Source organism: Catenuloplanes indicus (genome assembly GCF_030813715.1).
GTDB lineage: Bacteria > Actinomycetota > Actinomycetes > Mycobacteriales > Micromonosporaceae > Catenuloplanes > Catenuloplanes indicus.
Genome location: NZ_JAUSUZ010000001.1, coordinates 2,525,423 through 2,542,707, shown reverse-complemented (window position 1 = coordinate 2,542,707; position 17,285 = coordinate 2,525,423). Strand labels below are relative to the sequence as shown.

At 71.3% G+C, this 17,285-nt stretch carries 15 protein-coding genes and 1 pseudogene; 12 read left to right on the top strand and 4 right to left on the bottom strand.

Annotation, left to right across the window (positions count from 1 at the left end):
• Positions 1-56: 56 nt before the first annotated feature.
• Complete coding sequence (gene ypfJ / locus J2S42_RS11440) at positions 57-977, bottom strand: KPN_02809 family neutral zinc metallopeptidase (RefSeq protein WP_307238367.1); 921 nt, start codon at positions 975-977, stop codon at positions 57-59.
• Positions 978-1,154: 177 nt separating this feature from the next.
• Between ypfJ and J2S42_RS11435 the strand changes: the two genes are divergently transcribed.
• The 4 genes and pseudogenes from J2S42_RS11435 to J2S42_RS11420 all read left to right on the top strand — a co-directional run.
• Positions 1,155-2,753 carry an ABC-F family ATP-binding cassette domain-containing protein gene (locus J2S42_RS11435; protein WP_307238365.1) on the top strand — a complete coding sequence of 533 codons (1,599 nt, stop codon included), beginning with the start codon at positions 1,155-1,157 and terminating at the stop codon, positions 2,751-2,753.
• 370 nt (positions 2,754-3,123) lie between these two features.
• Positions 3,124-3,351 carry a helix-turn-helix domain-containing protein gene (locus J2S42_RS11430; RefSeq protein ID WP_306827061.1) on the top strand — a complete coding sequence of 76 codons (228 nt, stop codon included), beginning with the start codon at positions 3,124-3,126 and terminating at the stop codon, positions 3,349-3,351.
• A gap of 46 nt (positions 3,352-3,397) precedes the next feature.
• Positions 3,398-4,156, top strand: coding sequence for an enoyl-CoA hydratase/isomerase family protein (locus tag J2S42_RS11425; protein WP_307238363.1), 759 nt, complete (start codon positions 3,398-3,400; stop codon positions 4,154-4,156).
• A gap of 50 nt (positions 4,157-4,206) precedes the next feature.
• Positions 4,207-6,087, top strand: a pseudogene (locus J2S42_RS11420) (ABC transporter ATP-binding protein); the annotation flags it as partial.
• A gap of 115 nt (positions 6,088-6,202) precedes the next feature.
• Here the strand turns inward: J2S42_RS11420 and mug are convergent.
• Complete coding sequence (mug, locus tag J2S42_RS11415) at positions 6,203-6,757, bottom strand: G/U mismatch-specific DNA glycosylase (protein ID WP_307238361.1); 555 nt, start codon at positions 6,755-6,757, stop codon at positions 6,203-6,205.
• On the bottom strand, positions 6,757-7,512 hold the full coding sequence (locus J2S42_RS11410; protein WP_307238359.1) for an SDR family oxidoreductase: 756 nt from the start codon (positions 7,510-7,512) through the stop codon (positions 6,757-6,759). Before J2S42_RS11410 ends, mug begins: the two co-directional genes overlap by 1 nt.
• 82 nt (positions 7,513-7,594) lie before the next feature.
• Here J2S42_RS11410 and J2S42_RS11405 point away from each other — a divergent pair, with 82 nt between their 5' ends.
• From J2S42_RS11405 to J2S42_RS11370, 8 genes are all read left to right on the top strand, one after another.
• Positions 7,595-8,167: a TetR/AcrR family transcriptional regulator gene (locus tag J2S42_RS11405; protein WP_307238357.1), complete on the top strand. Its 573-nt coding sequence runs from the start codon at positions 7,595-7,597 to the stop codon at positions 8,165-8,167.
• Positions 8,168-8,222: 55 nt separating this feature from the next.
• Positions 8,223-9,164, top strand: a complete 942-nt coding sequence (locus J2S42_RS11400; protein ID WP_307238355.1) for a TIGR04222 domain-containing membrane protein — start codon at positions 8,223-8,225, stop codon at positions 9,162-9,164.
• Positions 9,161-9,979 (top strand): MbnB/TglH/ChrH family RiPP precursor modification enzyme, encoded by an 819-nt coding sequence (locus tag J2S42_RS11395; protein WP_307238353.1) that lies wholly within the window; start codon positions 9,161-9,163, stop codon positions 9,977-9,979. The genes J2S42_RS11400 and J2S42_RS11395 overlap by 4 nt, the downstream gene beginning before the upstream one ends.
• A complete protein-coding gene (locus tag J2S42_RS11390) occupies positions 9,976-10,410 on the top strand; it encodes an SCO6045 C-terminal-like domain-containing protein (protein ID WP_307238352.1) in 435 nt (144 codons plus the stop codon). Before J2S42_RS11395 ends, J2S42_RS11390 begins: the two co-directional genes overlap by 4 nt.
• Before the next feature lie 65 nt (positions 10,411-10,475).
• A complete protein-coding gene (locus J2S42_RS11385) occupies positions 10,476-11,138 on the top strand; it encodes an HAD family hydrolase (RefSeq protein ID WP_307238350.1) in 663 nt (220 codons plus the stop codon).
• A gap of 171 nt (positions 11,139-11,309) precedes the next feature.
• Entirely contained in the window at positions 11,310-12,215 is a 906-nt protein-coding gene (locus J2S42_RS11380) for a serine protein kinase RIO (protein WP_307238348.1), read from the top strand.
• A gap of 9 nt (positions 12,216-12,224) precedes the next feature.
• Positions 12,225-12,470, top strand: a complete 246-nt coding sequence (locus J2S42_RS11375) for a DUF2630 family protein (RefSeq protein WP_307238346.1) — start codon at positions 12,225-12,227, stop codon at positions 12,468-12,470.
• A 54-nt stretch (positions 12,471-12,524) separates the two neighbouring features.
• Complete coding sequence (locus tag J2S42_RS11370) at positions 12,525-13,361, top strand: hypothetical protein (protein ID WP_307238345.1); 837 nt, start codon at positions 12,525-12,527, stop codon at positions 13,359-13,361.
• A gap of 1,025 nt (positions 13,362-14,386) precedes the next feature.
• Here the strand turns inward: J2S42_RS11370 and acnA are convergent.
• Positions 14,387-17,158: an aconitate hydratase AcnA gene (gene acnA, locus J2S42_RS11365; RefSeq protein ID WP_307238343.1), complete on the bottom strand. Its 2,772-nt coding sequence runs from the start codon at positions 17,156-17,158 to the stop codon at positions 14,387-14,389.
• Positions 17,159-17,285: the final 127 nt, after the last annotated feature.

Here is a 17,285-nt window from a genome sequence, read left to right as displayed (position 1 = left end):
TCCTGCTGTGTGATGCGAGCTTTGATGATCTCGTTCTGTCGGCAACCCGACCAGTTCTAGATCGCGCTGCCGAACGTGTCGCAGGACTTCGGGTCGCCGCTGTCGTAGCCGGTGCGGAACCACTTCTGCCGGTCCGCGGACGAGCCGTGGGTGAACGCCTCCTCGTCGACCGGGTTGCCGGACTTCTGCTGGAGCGTGTCGTCGCCGATCGCGGCCGCGGTGTCCAGGCCCTCCTGGATGTCCCGGTCGGTGATGCTCTTGAAGATCTTCTGGCCGCTCGCGTCGTCGGTGCCGGTCGCGTTCTTCGCCCAGGCGCCGGCGTAGCAGTCGGCCTGCAGCTCCAGCATCACGGAGAGCTGGTTTGCGCCGTTCGGGTCACGCTGCTGGGCGCGGCGCATCTCCGCCTCCGTGCCGAGCAGGTCCTGCACGTGGTGGCCGTACTCGTGGGCCAGCACGTACGGCTGGGCGAACTCGCCGGGCGCGCCGAGCTGGTCGGCGAGCTGGCGGTAGAACGTGAGGTCGATGTACACCAGGTCGTCGGCCGGGCAGTAGAACGGGCCTACGCCGGAGTCCGCGTTGCCGCACCCGGTGCTGACCGCCTGTTGGAAGAAGACCGTGTCGGACTCGGCGTACTGCTCGCCGAAGTGCTGCGGCAGCGCGTCCTTCCAGTAGTCCTGGATCGAGTTCACGTAGAGCGCGTTCCGGCACTCCAGCTGCTGCAGCCGGTCGTCCGCGGCGCACTCCTGGGCCAGCGACTCGCCGGAGCCGGACCCGGTGCCGGACCCGTCGCCGCCCATCGCGTTCAGCCCGAGGCCGCCGCCGACCAGCGAGACCAGCAGGAAGATCGCGAGGCCGATCCAGGCGCCCTTGCCGCCGCCGATCGGGATCGGGATGCCGGACAGCCCGCCGCCGCCACCGCTGCCGCGCCGGTCGGTGATCTGGTCGGTGTCGATCCGTGCGTTCTCGTTGAGCTCCATCGTCCGGCTCCAGTCGTTCACGAAGGGTGCCACCGACGTACCCGTTGATCTTGGAAATCAATCCGGAAGAAGGCGTGTTGGCGCATCGGTACACTGAAGGTTGGTGCTCCGCCTCGCGCGGAGCTTCTCTGTGCCGGGACGATTCCGGCCCGGGATCTCTTGAGAGCGAGTCACCCAATGATCACCGTCACCGGCCTGGAGCTTCGCGCCGGAGCCCGCATCCTGCTGTCCGAGGCCAACCTGCGGATCCAGCCGGGCGACCGGATCGGCCTGGTCGGCCGCAACGGCGCGGGCAAGACCACGACGCTGAAGGTGCTCGCCGGCGAGGGCCAGCCGTACGCGGGGAAGGTCGAACGCCGCGGCGAGGCCGGTTATCTCCCGCAGGACCCGCGCACCGGCGACCTGGGCGTCACCGCGCGCGACCGGGTGCTCTCCGCCCGCGGGCTGGACGCGATCCTCCGCGAGATGAACGAGTTGCAGGACAAACTGGCGAACGACGCGGACGACCGCCTGGTCCGCAAGTACGGCGCGCTGGAGGACCGGTTCGCCGCGCTCGGCGGTTACGCGGCCGAGGCCGAGGCCGCCCGGATCTGCGCGAACCTCGGTCTCGAGGACCGCATCCTGGCGCAGACGATCGGCACGCTCTCCGGTGGTCAGCGCCGCCGGATCGAGCTGGCCCGGATCCTGTTCCGGGACGCCGGTGACAGCGGCATCCTGTTGCTCGACGAGCCCACGAACCACTTGGACGCAGACTCGATCAACTGGCTGAAGAGCTTTCTCGCCGCGCACAAGGGCGGGCTCGTGGTGATCTCCCACGACGGCGCGATGCTGGAGGCCGTGGTCAACAAGGTGTGGTACCTGGACGCCACCCGGTCCGTGGTCGACCAGTACAACCTGGGCTGGAAGGCGTACCTCGAGCAGCGCGAGACGGACGAGCGCCGCCGCCGGCGCGAGCGGGCCAACGCGGAGAAGAAGGCCGGTGCGCTGATGGCGCAGGCCGACAAGATGCGCGCCAAGGCCACCAAGACCGTCGCCGCGCAGAACATGGCGAAGCGCGCCGAGAAGCTGCTCTCCGGCCTGGAGGAGGAGCGCACCGCGGACCGGGTGGCGAAGGTGCGCTTCCCCGCACCGGCGCCGTGCGGCAAGACGCCGCTGACCGCGTCGAACCTCTCCAAGTCGTACGGCTCGCTGGAGATCTTCACGGACGTGAGCGTGGCGGTGGACCGTGGCTCCCGGGTGGCGATCCTGGGCCTGAACGGCGCCGGAAAGACCACGCTGCTGCGCATGCTGGGCGGGCTGCTGGAGTCGGACACCGGGTCGGTGAACCCCGGGCACGGGCTGCGCCTCGGCTACTACGCGCAGGAGCACGAGACGCTGGACGTGGACCGCACGATCCTGGAGCACATGCGCAGCGCCGCGCCGGACCAGTCGGACACCGACCTGCGGAAGATCCTGGGCGCGTTCCTGTTCAGCGGCGACGACGTGAACAAGCCGGCCGGTGTGCTCTCCGGCGGGGAGAAGACCCGGCTCGCGCTCGCCACGCTGGTCTGTTCCGGGGCGAACGTGCTGCTCCTCGACGAGCCGACGAACAACCTCGACCCGGCCAGCCGCGAGCAGGTGCTGGACGCGATCGCGAACTACCCCGGCGCGATCGTGCTCGTCACCCACGACCCGGGCTGCGTGCTGGCGCTGAAGCCGGACCGCGCCATCCTTCTTCCGGACGGTGACGAGGACGCGTGGAGCGACGACCTGCTCGAGCTCGTCGAACTCGCCTGAGCCGCAGCTAATCCCATGTTTTGCAGTTCCCGTGAGTGGAATTGGCGCCGAAAATTTCAGTGACGGTAGGTATTGACGGCTTCTCCTGTCGGCGGCGACACGGGAGTGTGAAAATCTTGGCACACTCCGTACCGCCCCCGATGTACGGCCGACGATGCCGCACCGTGCGGGCGGCGCCAAGAATGCGCAGGTACGAGCCGATAGGCGGGTAACGAGCCAGCCGGCGAAGCGACTCGGCCGCCGTGCGCGTGGCCCGACAGTGGCATGCGTGTCGGTTGGCGAACGAATGGTATCTGGCGCATGATCGTTCGAGGCGGTCTAATAGGTGGGACCGCATCGAACCGCACAGTCTGGGACGTGAGGATTCAACATGGCAGCCACTGGCACAGCCACCAGCACTGAGAAAGGTCGCCGAATTGTCGGGCAGGAGCGTCAGACGCTCGCCAAGGACCTCGTAAAGCGGTATACCTCTGGGGAAAGTATCCGCGCCTTGGCCGCCTCGACAGGCCGTTCCTACGGTTTCGTGCACCGAGTTCTGACCGAAAGCGGCGTTCAACTGCGCCAGCGCGGCGGCGCCCGCCGTCGCAAGAAGGCGTGAGCCCGGTAATCGCCGGCAAACAGTACGCGCGTCCGGGATCCCCCCGATGAATTCAGATAGTGGCGTGCGGCTTGAATGCGACGGGCCGGTCGCGACGGTGACGTTGTGCCGGCCCGACGTCCTCAATGCGCAGACGCCGGATATGTGGCGCGCTCTGCGCAATTTCTCCCGAGAACTGACCGGTGACGTCCGGGTCGTTGTGGTGCGCGGCGAGGGGCGCGCGTTTTCCGCGGGCCTGGACCGCGCGGTGTTCGGCGGTGGCGACTTCACCGAGCTGGCCGCGCTGCCGGACGACGAGGCCGCGGAGCGGATCGCCGGGTTCCAGGAGGCGTTCACCTGGCTGCGCCGGCCCGATTTGGTGACGATCGCGGCCGTGCAGGGCCACGCGATCGGCGCCGGGTTCCAGCTCGCGCTCGCCTGCGACCTCCGGCTGCTCGCCGACGACGCGAAGCTGTCGATGGCCGAGGTGACGCTCGGCCTGGTCCCCGACCTGGGCGGCACGAAGCGCCTGGTCGAGCTGATCGGTTACGCCCGCGCGCTGGAGGTCTGCGTGACCGGCCGCCGCGTCGCCGCGGACGAGGCCGCCGCGATGGGCCTCGGCAACCTCGTCGTGCCGGTCGCCGAGCTGGAGCGGGCCACCCGGGATCTGACCGCCGCCGTGCTGGCGGGCAACCGGGACGCGGTCATCGAGATCAAGGCGTTGCTCTCCGCCGCCGCGGACCGTTCCGACGCCGACGCCGACCGTGCCGAACGCGAGGCCCAGGTCCGCCGCGCCAAGGACCTGTTCGGAGGCACCGGCGGCTGACCGAGCGGTTGCCCGCCCCGCGGTCTAGATTTGCCTCCGAGATGAACAACATGCGGGGAATGCCGGGCGGGCCCGGGAGCATGGGCGGCTGGTCCACGCTGCGGGCGCTGAACAACGAGAAGAAGCTCGAAGGCCGCAAGGTCGACTGGAGGATCACCGGCCGGGTGGTGCGCTTCGCGTACCCGTACCGCCGGGATATCTTGATCTTTCTTGTCGCCGTGGTGATCTCCGCGGTACTCGGCGTGGCCACGCCGGTGCTGGCCGGCGACGTGGTCAACGAGATCACCCGGGGCGGTCCGGAGGCGGCCCGGACCATCGTCTGGATCGCGGTGGCGATCGCCGGCATCGCGCTCGCGGACGCGCTGCTCTCGCTCGGCCAGCGGTGGTACTCCGCGCGTGTCGGCGAGAGCATCATCCTCGACCTGCGCACCCGCGTCTTCGACCACGTGCAGCGGCAGCCGCTGGCGTTCTTCACCCGCACCCAGACCGGTGCGCTGGTCAGCCGGCTCAACAACGACGTGATCGGCGCGCAGCAGGCGTTCACGTCCACGCTCTCCGGCGTGGTCAGCAACGCGATCCAGCTCGCGCTCACCGCGGGCGTGATGTTCACGCTCTCCTGGCAGATCACGCTGCTGTCGCTGGTCATGCTGCCGCTGTTCATCCTGCCCGCCCGCCGGGTCGGCCGCCGGCTCGCCGAGATCACCCGGGAGTCGTACGAGCTGAGCGCGTCCATGCAGGCGACCATGGTCGAACGGTTCGGCGTCGCCGGTGCGCTGCTGGTCAAGCTGTTCGGCTCGCCGGCCGAGGAGGCGCGCAAGTTCGAGGTCCGGGCCCGCCGGGTGCGCGACATCGGCGTCCGCCAGGCGATCTACTCGCGCACGTTCTTCGTCGCGATGCTGCTGGTCGCGTCGCTGGCCCAGGCGCTCACCTACGGCCTCGGCGGCTGGCTCGCGGTCACCGGCGCGGTCAGCGCGGGCACGGTCGTCACGCTCGCGCTGCTGCTCACCCGCCTCTACGGCCCGCTGACCGCGCTCTCCAACGTGCGCGTCGACGTGATGAGCGCGCTGGTCTCGTTCGAACGCGTCTTCGAGGTGCTCGACCTGCGCCCGGCGATCGAGGAACGCCCCGGCGCGGCCGACGTCACCGGCGCCCGGGTGGTCTTCGACGACGTCACGTTCCGCTACCCGACCGCGGCCGAGACGTCGCTGGCCTCGCTGGAGGACGTCGCGGTGCTCGACCGGGCCGCCACCGAACCGGTCCTGCACGGGCTCTCGTTCACCGTCGAACCGGGCACCATGGTCGCGCTGGTCGGCCCGTCCGGCGCCGGCAAGTCCACCACCGCGATGCTGCTCTCCCGGGTCTACGACGTCACGTCCGGCGCGATCACGATCGGCGGCACCGACGTCCGCGACGCCCGCCTGGCCTCGCTGCGCGACACGGTCGGCGTGGTCACCCAGGACGCCCACCTGTTCCACGAGACGATCGCGGAGAACCTCCGCTACGCACGGCCCGGCGCCACCGACGACGAGCTGTGGGCCGCGCTGACCGCCGCCCAGGTCGCCGACGTGGTCCGGGAACTGCCCGACGGCCTGGAGACGGTCGTCGGCGAGCGCGGCTACCGCTTCTCCGGCGGCGAGAAGCAGCGGATCGCGATCGCCCGCTTGCTGCTCAAGGCCCCGTCCGTGGTGATCCTGGACGAGGCCACCGCCCACCTGGACTCGGAGAGCGAGGCCGCGGTGCAGTCCGCGCTCACGGCCGCGCTGACCGGCCGCACCGCGCTGGTCATCGCGCACCGGCTCTCCACCATCCGCGCGGCCGACCAGATCCTGGTCATGAACCACGGCCGTATCACCGAACGCGGCACCCACGAGTCACTGCTCGCGGCCGGCGGCCTCTACGCGGACCTCTACAAGACCCAATTCACTACCGCTCGATAGGTTCATCTCCCCGCTTCCGGCGCGGTGCGGCCCGCATGCTCCCGCGGGCCGGCCCCGCCCGGCACGTCTCCGCCGGCGGTCCGCCTGCGGCTCGGGGGCGCCCCGGACGTCAGGCGCCGGGCGTGGGCGGCGCCTCGGTGCGGAGGCGGGTGAACTCGGCGGTCAGGCGGGGGAGTTGGTAGGAGGCGTTGAGGCCGCTGGGGTTGGGGAGGATCCAGATGCCGGTGCCGCCGAGGCGGTCGGGCTGGGGGCCGACGGTGGCCCCGGGGCGGGCGAACGCGGCGCGGTAGGCGCCGATGCCGAGCACGGCCAGCCAGGCGGGGCGGAACTCGGCGACCTTCGCGGTCAGCGCCGCGCCGCCGGCGGTCAGCTCGGCCGGGGACAGCTCGTCGGCGCGGGCCGACGCGCGCGGCACGATGTTCGTGATCCCCAGGCCGTACCCGGGAAGCTCGTCCTGCTCCGCGGGGGCGAGCAGCCGGGGCGTGAAGCCGGCGCCGTGCAGCGCGGGCCAGAAACGGTTGCCGGGCCGCGCGAAATGGTGGCCGGTCGCGGCCGAGTACAGCCCGGGGTTGATGCCGCAGAACAGCACGCGCAGGCCGGGCGCGATCACGTCCGGGATCACCCGGTCGGCTGCGGCCGCCAGCTCGGCCCTGGTGAAGCCCATCAGAGGGTACGGATCGCGCCGCCGTCGACCGGCAGCGCGACGCCGCTCAGGAAGCTCGCGGCCGGCGACAGCGCGAACGCGGCGACCCGCCCGAACTCCGCCGGGTCGCCGATGCGGCGCAGCGGAATGGCCTTCCGGTAACCCGCGGCGGCCGCCTCGGCGTCGCCGGTGTCCTCCATCAGCTCGCGCAGCCGGTCGGTGAGGAAGCGGCCGGGCAGCAGGCTCAGCACCCGGATGCCGCGCGGGCCCAGCTCGTCGGCCAGCTCCTTGGCGACCATGGCCAGGCCGGGCCGCAGCCCGTTGGAGATGCCCAGGCCGCTGATCGGCGACTTCGCCGAGTTGGACGCCACGAACGCGATCGCGCCGCCGTCGCCGAGCTCACCGGCGATCGTGCGCGCCGTGCGCACCGCGCCCAGGAACACGGTCTCGAACGCGGACCGCCACTGCTCGTCCATGACCTCGAGCGAGGAGCCGGGCGGTGGGCCGCCGACCGAGATCAGCGCCCCGTCGATCCGGCCGAACCGGTCCCGCGCGGCGTCGGCCAGGCGGCGCGCGGCGGCCGGGTCGCCGAGGTCGGCGACCACGCCGTGCGCGCGGTCGCCCAACCGGGACACCGCGTCCGTGACCGCGTCCGCGGAACGGGCGGAGATCACCACGTGTGCGCCGTCCGCGACGAGTGCCTCGGCGGTGGCGAAGCCGAGACCGCGGGAGGCACCGGTGAGCACGTACACGCGTCCGTCCAGACCCAGATCCATGCGGAGGATCCTACGCCCGGGCGAGTTACAAGCCGTACGTACGGATTGCAGAATTACTGCGCAGCGTGACACGATCGACGGCGTGCCAAGGGTAAGCCAGGATCAGCTCGACGCGCGCCGCCAGGAGATTCTCTCGGCCGCGCGGGCCTGCTTCGCCCGGCACGGTTACGAGGGCGCCACCGTGCGTCGCCTGGAGGAGGCCACCGGGCTGTCCCGGGGCGCGATCTTCCACCACTTCCGGGACAAGGACTCGCTGTTCCTCGCGGTGGCGGAGGACGACGCGGCCGCCATGGTCACCACGGTCGCGGAGAACGGCCTGGTCCAGGTGATGCGTGATCTGCTGGCCCGCGCGGGCTCGCCGGACACGGCCGGCTGGCTGGGCAGCCAGCTGGAGGTCTCCCGCCGGCTGCGCACCGACCCCGACTTCGCGTCCCGGTGGGCGCAGCGGCAGGCCGCGATCGAGGAGGCCACCCGCACCCGGCTCGGCCGGCTGCGCGACGCCGGCAAGCTGCGCGACGACGTGCCGCTGGACGTGCTGGCCGAGTTCCTGGAGCTGGCGTACGACGGGCTGGTGCTGCACCTGGCGATGGGCCGCCCGGCCGGGTCGCTGAGCCGCGTGCTGGACGTGGTGGAGGAAGCGGTCCGGCGCAGCTGAATCCTGGCCCGTTCCGGGGAGATCGACATTGGCGGGCGTGGCGCACAATGACCGCATGGACACGCTTGCGGCATCGGGCTACACCTGGGGAATCCCCGGCCCGACCTTCCTCGCGCTGTATCTGGGTGCCATCGCCGTCGCCCTCGTGACAGTTCTGGTCCGCCGGCACACCATCGCGGCCGGCAAGCAGGTGCCCGGCACGGATCACCTGACGGCCGCGCAGGCGGCGTACCTGACCGGGGGGTCGGACCTCGCCGTCTACTCCTCGATCGCGGCGCTGCGCGCCGGTGGCCTGATCGCCACCGCGCCGGGCAAGACGCTCGTGCCGGTCGCCCCGCTCCCGGACGGTGCGCCGCCGCTCGACGCGGCGATCCACCGGGTGCTGCAGCGCGGCCCGTCGACGGTGTACGGCGTGCGGAACAAATCGGAGGTCAAGAGCGAGCTGGACCGGCTGCGCGACGACCTGGAACGGTACGGGCTCGCGCTCGCCGAGGAGGACCGCCGGGCGTACCGCAACACCACGCTGCTGCTCGCCGCGCTGGTCGCGCTGGGCGTGGTGCGCCTCGTGGCCGGCCTGATCAACGGCGCCGCGGTCTGGTACCTCATGATCATCGTGCTGGCGCTCGGCATCACGACGCTGATGCTCCGCTCGCGCACGCCGTGGATGAGCCGGGCCGGCAAGAACGCGCTGGCCGGGATGCGCACGCGGTACCAGTACCTGTCGCCGGCGCAGTCGCCGGCCTGGGGCACGTACGGCATGAGCGGCCTCGCGATGGGTGTGGCGCTCTGGGGCACCGCGTCGCTCTACACGTACGACGCCGCGTTCGCCGCCGAGGCGGAGATCCAGCGGCAGGCCGCCGCCTCCGGGGCCGGCAGCAGCGGCTGGTCCGGCGACTCCGGCTCGTCCTGGTCCGGCTCGGACAGCGGCGGCGGCTCGGACGGCGGCGGCAGCTCCTGCGGCGGTGGCGGCTGCGGCGGCGGAGGCTGCGGCGGATGACGTTCTACGGCGTGGGTATCGGGTGGCGCCCGGAGATCTCCGGATTCGTCGGTGAGCTGCCCGGTCTCCGCTTCACCGAGGTGATCGCGGAGACCGTGCCGGCCACCGGCCCGCTCCCGCCGGGCCTCGCCACGCTGCGCGAGCGCGGCGTGACCGTTATCCCGCACGGCGTGCGGCTGTCGCTGGGCGGTGCCACGCCGGTCGAACCGGAGCGGGTGGCGCAGTTCGCGGCCGCGGCCGAGGCGCTGGACGCGCCGCTGGTCAGCGAGCACATCGCGTTCGTCCGGGCCGGTGGCGTGGAGGCCGGTCACCTGCTGCCGCTGCCGCGTACCCGGGAGGCGGTGGACGCTGTGGTGGCGAACGTGCGGCGGGTGCGCGCGGCCGTCGCCGTGCCGATCGCGCTGGAACCGATCGCGGCGATCTTCGACTGGCCGGACGAGGAGCTGACCGAGGCGCAGTTCATCACCGAGATCGTCGAGCGGTCGGACGCGATGCTGCTGCTGGACGTCGCGAACGTCTACGCGAACGCGCGCAACCGCGGCACCGACCCGGTCGCGGTGCTGGACGGGCTGCCACTGGAGCGGATCGCGTACTGCCACGTGGCCGGCGGCGACGACGTGGACGGCATCTACCACGACACGCACACGGCCGCGACACCGCAGCCGGTGCTGGACCTGATCACCGAGCTGACCGCGCGCTGCCGCCCACCGGCACTGATGCTGGAACGGGACGGCCACTACCCACCGGCGGCCGAGCTGACCGCGGAACTGTCCGCGATCGCGGCCGCTGCCGGATACCCGGACCCGACCCGATGAGCGACCGGCCAGACCTCGCGGCCGGCCAGGAGGCGCTGGTGGCCGCGCTGACCGCCGGCGCACCGGTCCCGGCCGGCTTCGACGCCCGGCTGGTCGGCGTGGCGCGCGCGGCGCTGCTGCGCAAGCGCGCCGGTGTGGTCGCCCGGGCGTGGCCGATGCTGGCCGCCGGCTACGGCCCCGGGTGGACCACCGCGTTCGCGGAGTGGGCGGACGGCCGGCCGACCACCGGCGCGCTGCGGGACGGCTGGGACTTCGCCCGGGACCGCGGCGTGCGCGGCGCCGCGGCCGAGGAGGAACTGGCCCGGCGTGAGGCGGCGTGGCGCTACGACGGCGTGCACGAGCCCCGGCCGCGCCGGATCCCGACGGTCCGGCGTACCCCCGGGATGGTGTTCGTCCAGGTCGGTGGGCGGACCTTCAGCCGTCGCCGGTAGCTTTAAACGTCTTGTTTACATGGTGGGACTGGTCGGTTCCCGGGCTGCTCAACTAGTGTGCGCGAGTGCCCCTCATGTTGCTGGCGCTCGACAACACCCTCCTGGACCGGGAGGCGGCGTTCCGTGCCTGGGGTGCGAAGTTCCTCGCCGAGATCGGCGCACCCGGGGACGATCTGGAGTGGCTGGTCTCCATCGACGCGGACGGGCTGACCTCCCGGTGGGACCTGGCCGACGCGATCAAGGCGCGCTACCACCTGCGGGCCTCCGCCGTGGACCTGGTCGACGAGCTGGACCTCGGACTGGTGGAACACACCCGGCTTGACCCGCTGGTGGCGTGCGCGCTGCGGATCGCGGACGACGCGGGCTGGATGCCGGTGGTGGTGAGCAACGGGCCGGCGTACCGGCAGGAGAGCATCATCCGCCGCACCGGCCTGGACCACTACGTGGCGGACTGGGTGATCTCCGAGGCCGCCGGGGTCAGCAAGCCGAACCCCCGGATCTTCACGCTCGCGGCCGAGCGGGTGCGCATGCACCTGCACGGCGCCTGGATCGTCGGCGACAGCCCGGAGGCGGACATCGGCGCCGCCGCGGCGATGGGCCTGCCCAGCGTGTGGCTGCACCGCGGGCGGCGGTGGATGGAGTCGCGGTTCGAGCCGACCACCTCGGCCGGGTCATTGATCCAGGGCCTGTCCGCGGTCCTCGCGGGCGGGCGGATGGTGCATCCGTAAACAGGTTGCGCGGGCCGGCCGGCTCCGCGATAGTGGTCGCGCGGACGCCGATGGCGTCCAGCGGGCGCACATCAGCGCTCGGCGAGAGAAGGAGGAGGTGCGAGTGATGGCTGTCATGGTCACGAGCTTCGCCATGCCTTTCTTCCTTTTCTCGTCCGAGGAGACGCTGAAGTGTTCGATAGTTCCCGTCCGCGCGGCCGTCGCACGTTCGACGACGACGAGCCCCGCGATCTGAAGTTCCGCGGCGCCCGCCGGAAAGCGGTCGCCGAGGCCGACACCCCCGACACCGGCGACCGCTGGTCCACCTGGGAGGCGGCCGAGCACGGCCCCGACCCGATCCCCGAGTGGGTGGTCACCGAGCACGCGGCCGTCGACGACGAGCTCGGCATTCTGAAAACCGGAAAAGAAGCCGACGTCCATCTGGTCCGCCGCGGCGTACCCGGCACGGACCGCTCGGTGCTGCTCGCCGTCAAGCGGTACCGGGACGCCGACCACCGCCTGTTCCACCGCGACGCCGGCTACCTGGAGGGACGCCGGGTGCGCCGGTCCCGCGAGATGCGCGCGATGGAGAACCGCACCTCGTTCGGCCGGCAGGTGATCGCCGGGCAGTGGGCGGCCGCGGAGTTCGCCGCGCTGTCCCGGCTCTGGCACATCGGCCGGACCATGGGCGGTATCCACGTGCCGTACCCGGTGCAGCTGTACGGCACCGAGCTGATGCTGGAGTTCCTCGGCGACGACGACGGCCGGGCCGCACCGCGCCTGGCCCAGGCCCGCCCGGACCCGGACCAGCTGCTGGACCTGTGGCGGCAGGCGGTCGAGGCGCTGACCGTGCTGGCCCGGTGCGGGCTCGCGCACGGCGACCTGTCGCCCTACAACATCCTGGTGCACGACGGCCGGCTCGTCCTGATCGACCTGCCGCAGATCGTGGACGTGATCGCGAACCCGCAGGGCCGTGACTTCCTCGCCCGCGACGTCCGGGTGGTCGCGGCCTGGTTCGCGTCCCGCGGCCTGCCCGCCGAGCTGGCCGATCCGGAGCCGTTGATCACCACGCTGCTCGCCGAGGCGAACCTGCGGTAGAAACGACACATGGAAGACACGACGATCCTGAGCCAGATCAACAGCCTGGTCGACGAGGAGCACAAGCTCCGCCAGCAGCTCGCCGCCGGTGAGATCACCGCCGGCGAGGAGCACGACCGCCTGCGCGCGGTCGAGGAGTCCCTGGACCAGTGCTGGGACCTGCTGCGCCGCCGCCGGGCCGCCCGCGAGTTCGGGCAGGACCCGGACTCGCAGGAGGCCCACTCCAAGCAGGAGGTCGAGAACTACCTGCAGTGACGTGCCCGGGAGGCCACCGATTCGCCGGTGGCCTCCCGCCCGCACAATGACGGCGTGCTGCCGTACTACCTCTATCTGCCGGCCGTTCCGCCGCGCGACCGGATCGCGGCCGCGCTCGCCGATGCGGGCGGCGTCCCGGCGCGCGCGGTCGACCTCGCCGACGACGGCGTCATCGAGCGGAACTGGCAGGCCCCCGTGCTCGGCACGCTCGCTCCGGTCACCGGCGACCTGCGGCTGCGCGTGGAGGCCTGGTTCGCCGCGTCCACCCGCCTGCCCACCGAGCCGGACACCGCCGCGACGCTGGCCCGGGCACTCAACGTCCCGGTCGCCTACTCGGCCGTCGAACACGTCCCGGACGCATACTGGATGGCGCTGCCGGACGGCCGCCACACCCGGATCCGCCTGTCCGAACCGGACGACCTCCGCCCCGACGACGAGCCCCCGCACCTGACCGTCGACGCCACCGAACACCCGATCCCGGCGCTGCCGCACGTACCGGTCCGGCCCCAGCCCGAGGTGATCCACGCCCACCCGCTGCCGTCCCGCTGCGACATCCCGGAGCTGACGAGCTGGGACCACCTGCTGCTCCGCATCGAATCCGGCTGGCCCCCCGACGGCTGGTACCCGGCCGAGTTCTACGCCTCCTTCCTCGCCTCCCGCGACACGATCACCCCCGCCGCGCTCGACACCACGACCCGCGACGCGCTGGCGGCGCTGGACGCCCGCTTCCGATCCCTGACCGTCGACGACGGCGGCGCGGCACTGCGGTCCCGCCTCACGAATTCGCCGATCACCAGCCTCGCCTGGGCCCGCCCGGCCACGTTCGGCACCGGCTGGTGGTGGCACCGGATCACCACCCCCGTGCCTTGGGCAGCGCAGCCGGGCGGTTGACCAGCGAAAATCGCCGGCGACGACCGATGCCCGGCCGGATATCCACGGAATTTGCCTCGCCCGCCCGCAGCGCGTGACCTCACGCTTCGCGAATTCAGAAGATCAACACGAGATCCATAGACCAGGCTCCGCAGCGCATCGGTGGGTCTGCGGTGCGGACACTGCTCCCCAGTCGAAATGGCGGTGCGGCGGAGGATCCGCGCGGGGGTAGCGCGAAGTTCGCAACGCCAGGTCCGCGGTGCGGCGGAGGATCCGCGTTGCATCGCTGTGCGCAGCGCGGCATGAGGCCGGGACGCGACCGAGAACCCGCAGCGCCGCGCGTCGTGCGCTCTTGGTCGGTCGCGGTAGGCCGGGGTCTCCGTCGCACGGGCGCGGCGGCATGAGCCGCGTGGGTTGTCCTGGCCACGACGGGACCGGTGCCCGCGGGAGCACTGGGAACGCCACCACGCCGGAAGCGGGAAAATCTGCTTCCGGGTTTGATTTTCGCTTGCGTGGCCGATTCTGTTGCCCGTTTCCGCCGGGGCGCTGGTCGCGTATGGCCGCCAGCGTGGGCCGTGGTTCGCACGTCACCGGTGCCGGATCGGCCTGCGTCACGGTCAGGTGCGCTGGCCGCCCGATATTTCCGGATAAAGCCTCGGTCGCTGCGCCTGGTGACCGCGTCCGCCGTGGGTCTGAAGCCTGTGTGATCAATCAGTGGAGCGAAACGGAGGTCATTTAGCGAAGTTGATATCGCTTTTGCTCCACTGATTGATCACACAGGGCTGAGTGGCGTCGTTCGCTGGCGGGCGGCGCCAGCTTGCGGGGTGAGATATCGCGATATTTCGGGCGCCAAGCGCGCGGTTGCCGCAGCGGCGTCGGTTGCCGCACTGCGTCGGGTGGTGCAGCTGCGTCGGGTGGCGCGGCAGGGATGGGTGGCGCGGCAGGGATGGGTGACGCAAGCGGGGGAGGAGGTTGTGGGGTTCTCGGAATGGCGTCGGGCGGCCGTCCCGGGGTGGGGCGGCCGCCCGATGGCGGTGAAGTGAGGGTTAACCGGCGATCATCTTGCGGAGGACGTACTGCAGGATGCCGCCGTGGCGGTAGTAGTCGGCCTCGCCGGGGGTGTCGATGCGGACGACCGCGTCGAACTCGATGCCGGTGTCGGTGGTGACCTTGACCGTGCGGGGCGTGGTGCCGTTGTTGAGCTCGGTGACGCCGGTGACGGTGAACGTCTCGGTGCCGGTGAGCTTGAGCGACTCCGCGTTCTCGCCCTGCGGGAACTGGAGCGGGAGCACGCCCATGCCGATCAGGTTCGAGCGGTGGATGCGCTCGTAGGACTCGGCGATGACGGCGCGGACGCCGAGGAGCATGGTGCCCTTGGCGGCCCAGTCCCGGGAGGAGCCGGAACCGTACTCCTTGCCGGCCAGGATGACCAGCGGGACGTTCTCGGCGGCGTAGGCCACGGAGGCGTCGTAGATCGTGGTCTGCTCGCCGGTCAGGTGGTTGACCGTGAAGCCGCCTTCGACGCCCGGCACCAGCTGGTTGCGAAGGCGGATGTTGGCGAACGTGCCGCGGATCATGACCTCGTGGTTGCCGCGCCGGGAGCCGTACGAGTTGAACTCGTGCCGGGCCACGCCGTGCTCCGCCAGGTACTTGCCCGCGGGGGAGTCCGGCTTGATCGAGCTGGCCGGGGAGATGTGGTCGGTGGTGACCGAGTCGCCCAGCTTGGCCAGCACGCGCGCGCCGGAGATGTCGCCGACCGGGGCCGGCTCCGCGGCCATGCCCTCGAAGTACGGGGGCTTCCGCACGTACGTGGAGTCCTCGGACCACTCGAACGTCTTGCCGGTCGGTGTGGGCAGCGACTGCCACTGCTCGTCGCCCGCGAAGACGTCGGAGTACGCGGCGGAGAAGCCCTCCGCGCCGATCGCCTGCGCGATGACGTCGTCGATCTCCTGCGCGGACGGCCAGATGTCGTTCAGGTAGACCGGGCTGCCGTCCGAGCCGGTGCCGAGCGGCTCGGTGGTGATGTCGATGTCCATCGAGCCCGCGAGGGCGTACGCCACGACCAGCGGCGGGGACGCCAGGTAGTTCATCTTGACGTCCGGGTTGATCCGGCCCTCGAAGTTGCGGTTGCCGGAGAGCACGCTGACCGCGGTCAGGTCCGCCTCGTTGATCGCGGCGGAGATCGCCTCGGGCAGCGGGCCGGAGTTGCCGATGCAGGTGGTGCAGCCGTAGCCGACCAGGTGGAAGCCGACCTTCTCCAGGTACGGCGTGAGCCCGGACCGCTCGTAGTAGTCCATGACCACCTTGGAGCCCGGCGCCAGCGTGGTCTTGACCCACGGCTTACGGGTCAGGCCGCGCTCGACCGCCTTCTTGGCCAGCAGCGCCGCACCGATCATGACCTGCGGGTTCGAGGTGTTCGTGCAGGACGTGATCGCGGCGATCACGACCGCGCCGTGGTCCAGCTCGAACTCGGTGCCGTCCTCGCCGACCACCCGGGTCGGCTTGGAGACCCGGCCGGTGGAGCCGTTGGCCGCGCTGAACACGTGCGGCTTGTCGGCCTCGTCCTGCACGCCGTTGGCCGGCGGGTCGCTGGCCGGGAACGACTCGATGCTGGCTTCGTCCGCGTGGCCCTCGGCCTGCACGTAGTTGCCCAGCGCCTCGCGGAACGAGGACTTCGCCGCGTTCAGCACGACGCGGTCCTGCGGGCGCTTCGGGCCGGCCAGCGACGGGACGATCGTGGAGAGGTCCAGCTCCAGCTTCTCGCTGTAGTCCGGCTCCGCGTTCACGTCGAGCCAGAGGCCCTGCTCCTTGGCGTACGCCTCGACCAGCGCGACCTGCGCGTCGGTGCGGCCGGTCAGCCGCAGGTAGTCGATCGTCTGCTCGTCGATCGGGAAGATCGCCACGGTCGAGCCGTACTCCGGCGACATGTTGCCGATCGTGGCGCGGTTCGCCAGTGGCACGGTGGAGACGCCCGGGCCGTAGAACTCGACGAACTTGCCGACCACGCCGTGCTTGCGCAGCATCTCGGTGATGGTCAGCACCAGGTCGGTCGCGGTGGTGCCGGCCGGCAGCTCACCGGAGAGCTTGAAGCCGACCACGCGCGGGATGAGCATGGAGACCGGCTGGCCCAGCATCGCGGCCTCGGCCTCGATGCCGCCGACGCCCCAGCCCAGCACGCCCAGGCCGTTGACCATGGTGGTGTGCGAGTCGGTGCCGACGACCGTGTCCGGGTACGCCTGGCCGTTGCGCTCCATGATCGTGCGGGCCAGGTATTCGATGTTGACCTGGTGCACGATGCCGGTGCCCGGCGGGACGACCTTGAACTCGTTGAACGCGGTCTGGCCCCAGCGCAGGAACTGGTAGCGCTCGCGGTTGCGCTGGTACTCCAGGTCGACGTTGCGCTGGAACGCGTCCTCGCGGCCGAACAGGTCGGCGATGACCGAGTGGTCGATGACCATCTCGGCCGGTGCGAGCGGGTTGACCTTGGTCGGGTCGCCGCCCAGGTCGCGGACCGCCTCGCGCATGGTGGCCAGGTCGACGACGCAGGGCACGCCGGTGAAGTCCTGCATCAGCACGCGGGCCGGCGTGAACTGGATCTCCACGCTCGGATCGGCGTTCTGGTCCCACCCGCCCAGCGCGCGGATGTGGTCGGCGGTGATGTTCGCGCCGTCCTCCGTGCGGAGCAGGTTCTCCAGCAGGATCTTCAGGCTGTACGGCAGGCGGTCGTGACCTTCCACCTTGTTGATCTTGAAAATCTCGTAGCTCGCGTCACCGACGCGCAGCTCGCTCTTCGCACCGAAGGTGTCGAGGCTCGCCACGTCGTACTCCTTCCCGCTGTCCCTGCGGTCCCTCGGCCCCCGGGGCCCTCGCCGCTCGGCGTGCTGGCTCCCGGAAAACGGGCTGACCGTGAGTAGTCCTCAAACAGTCTTTCCTACGTGTTACCCG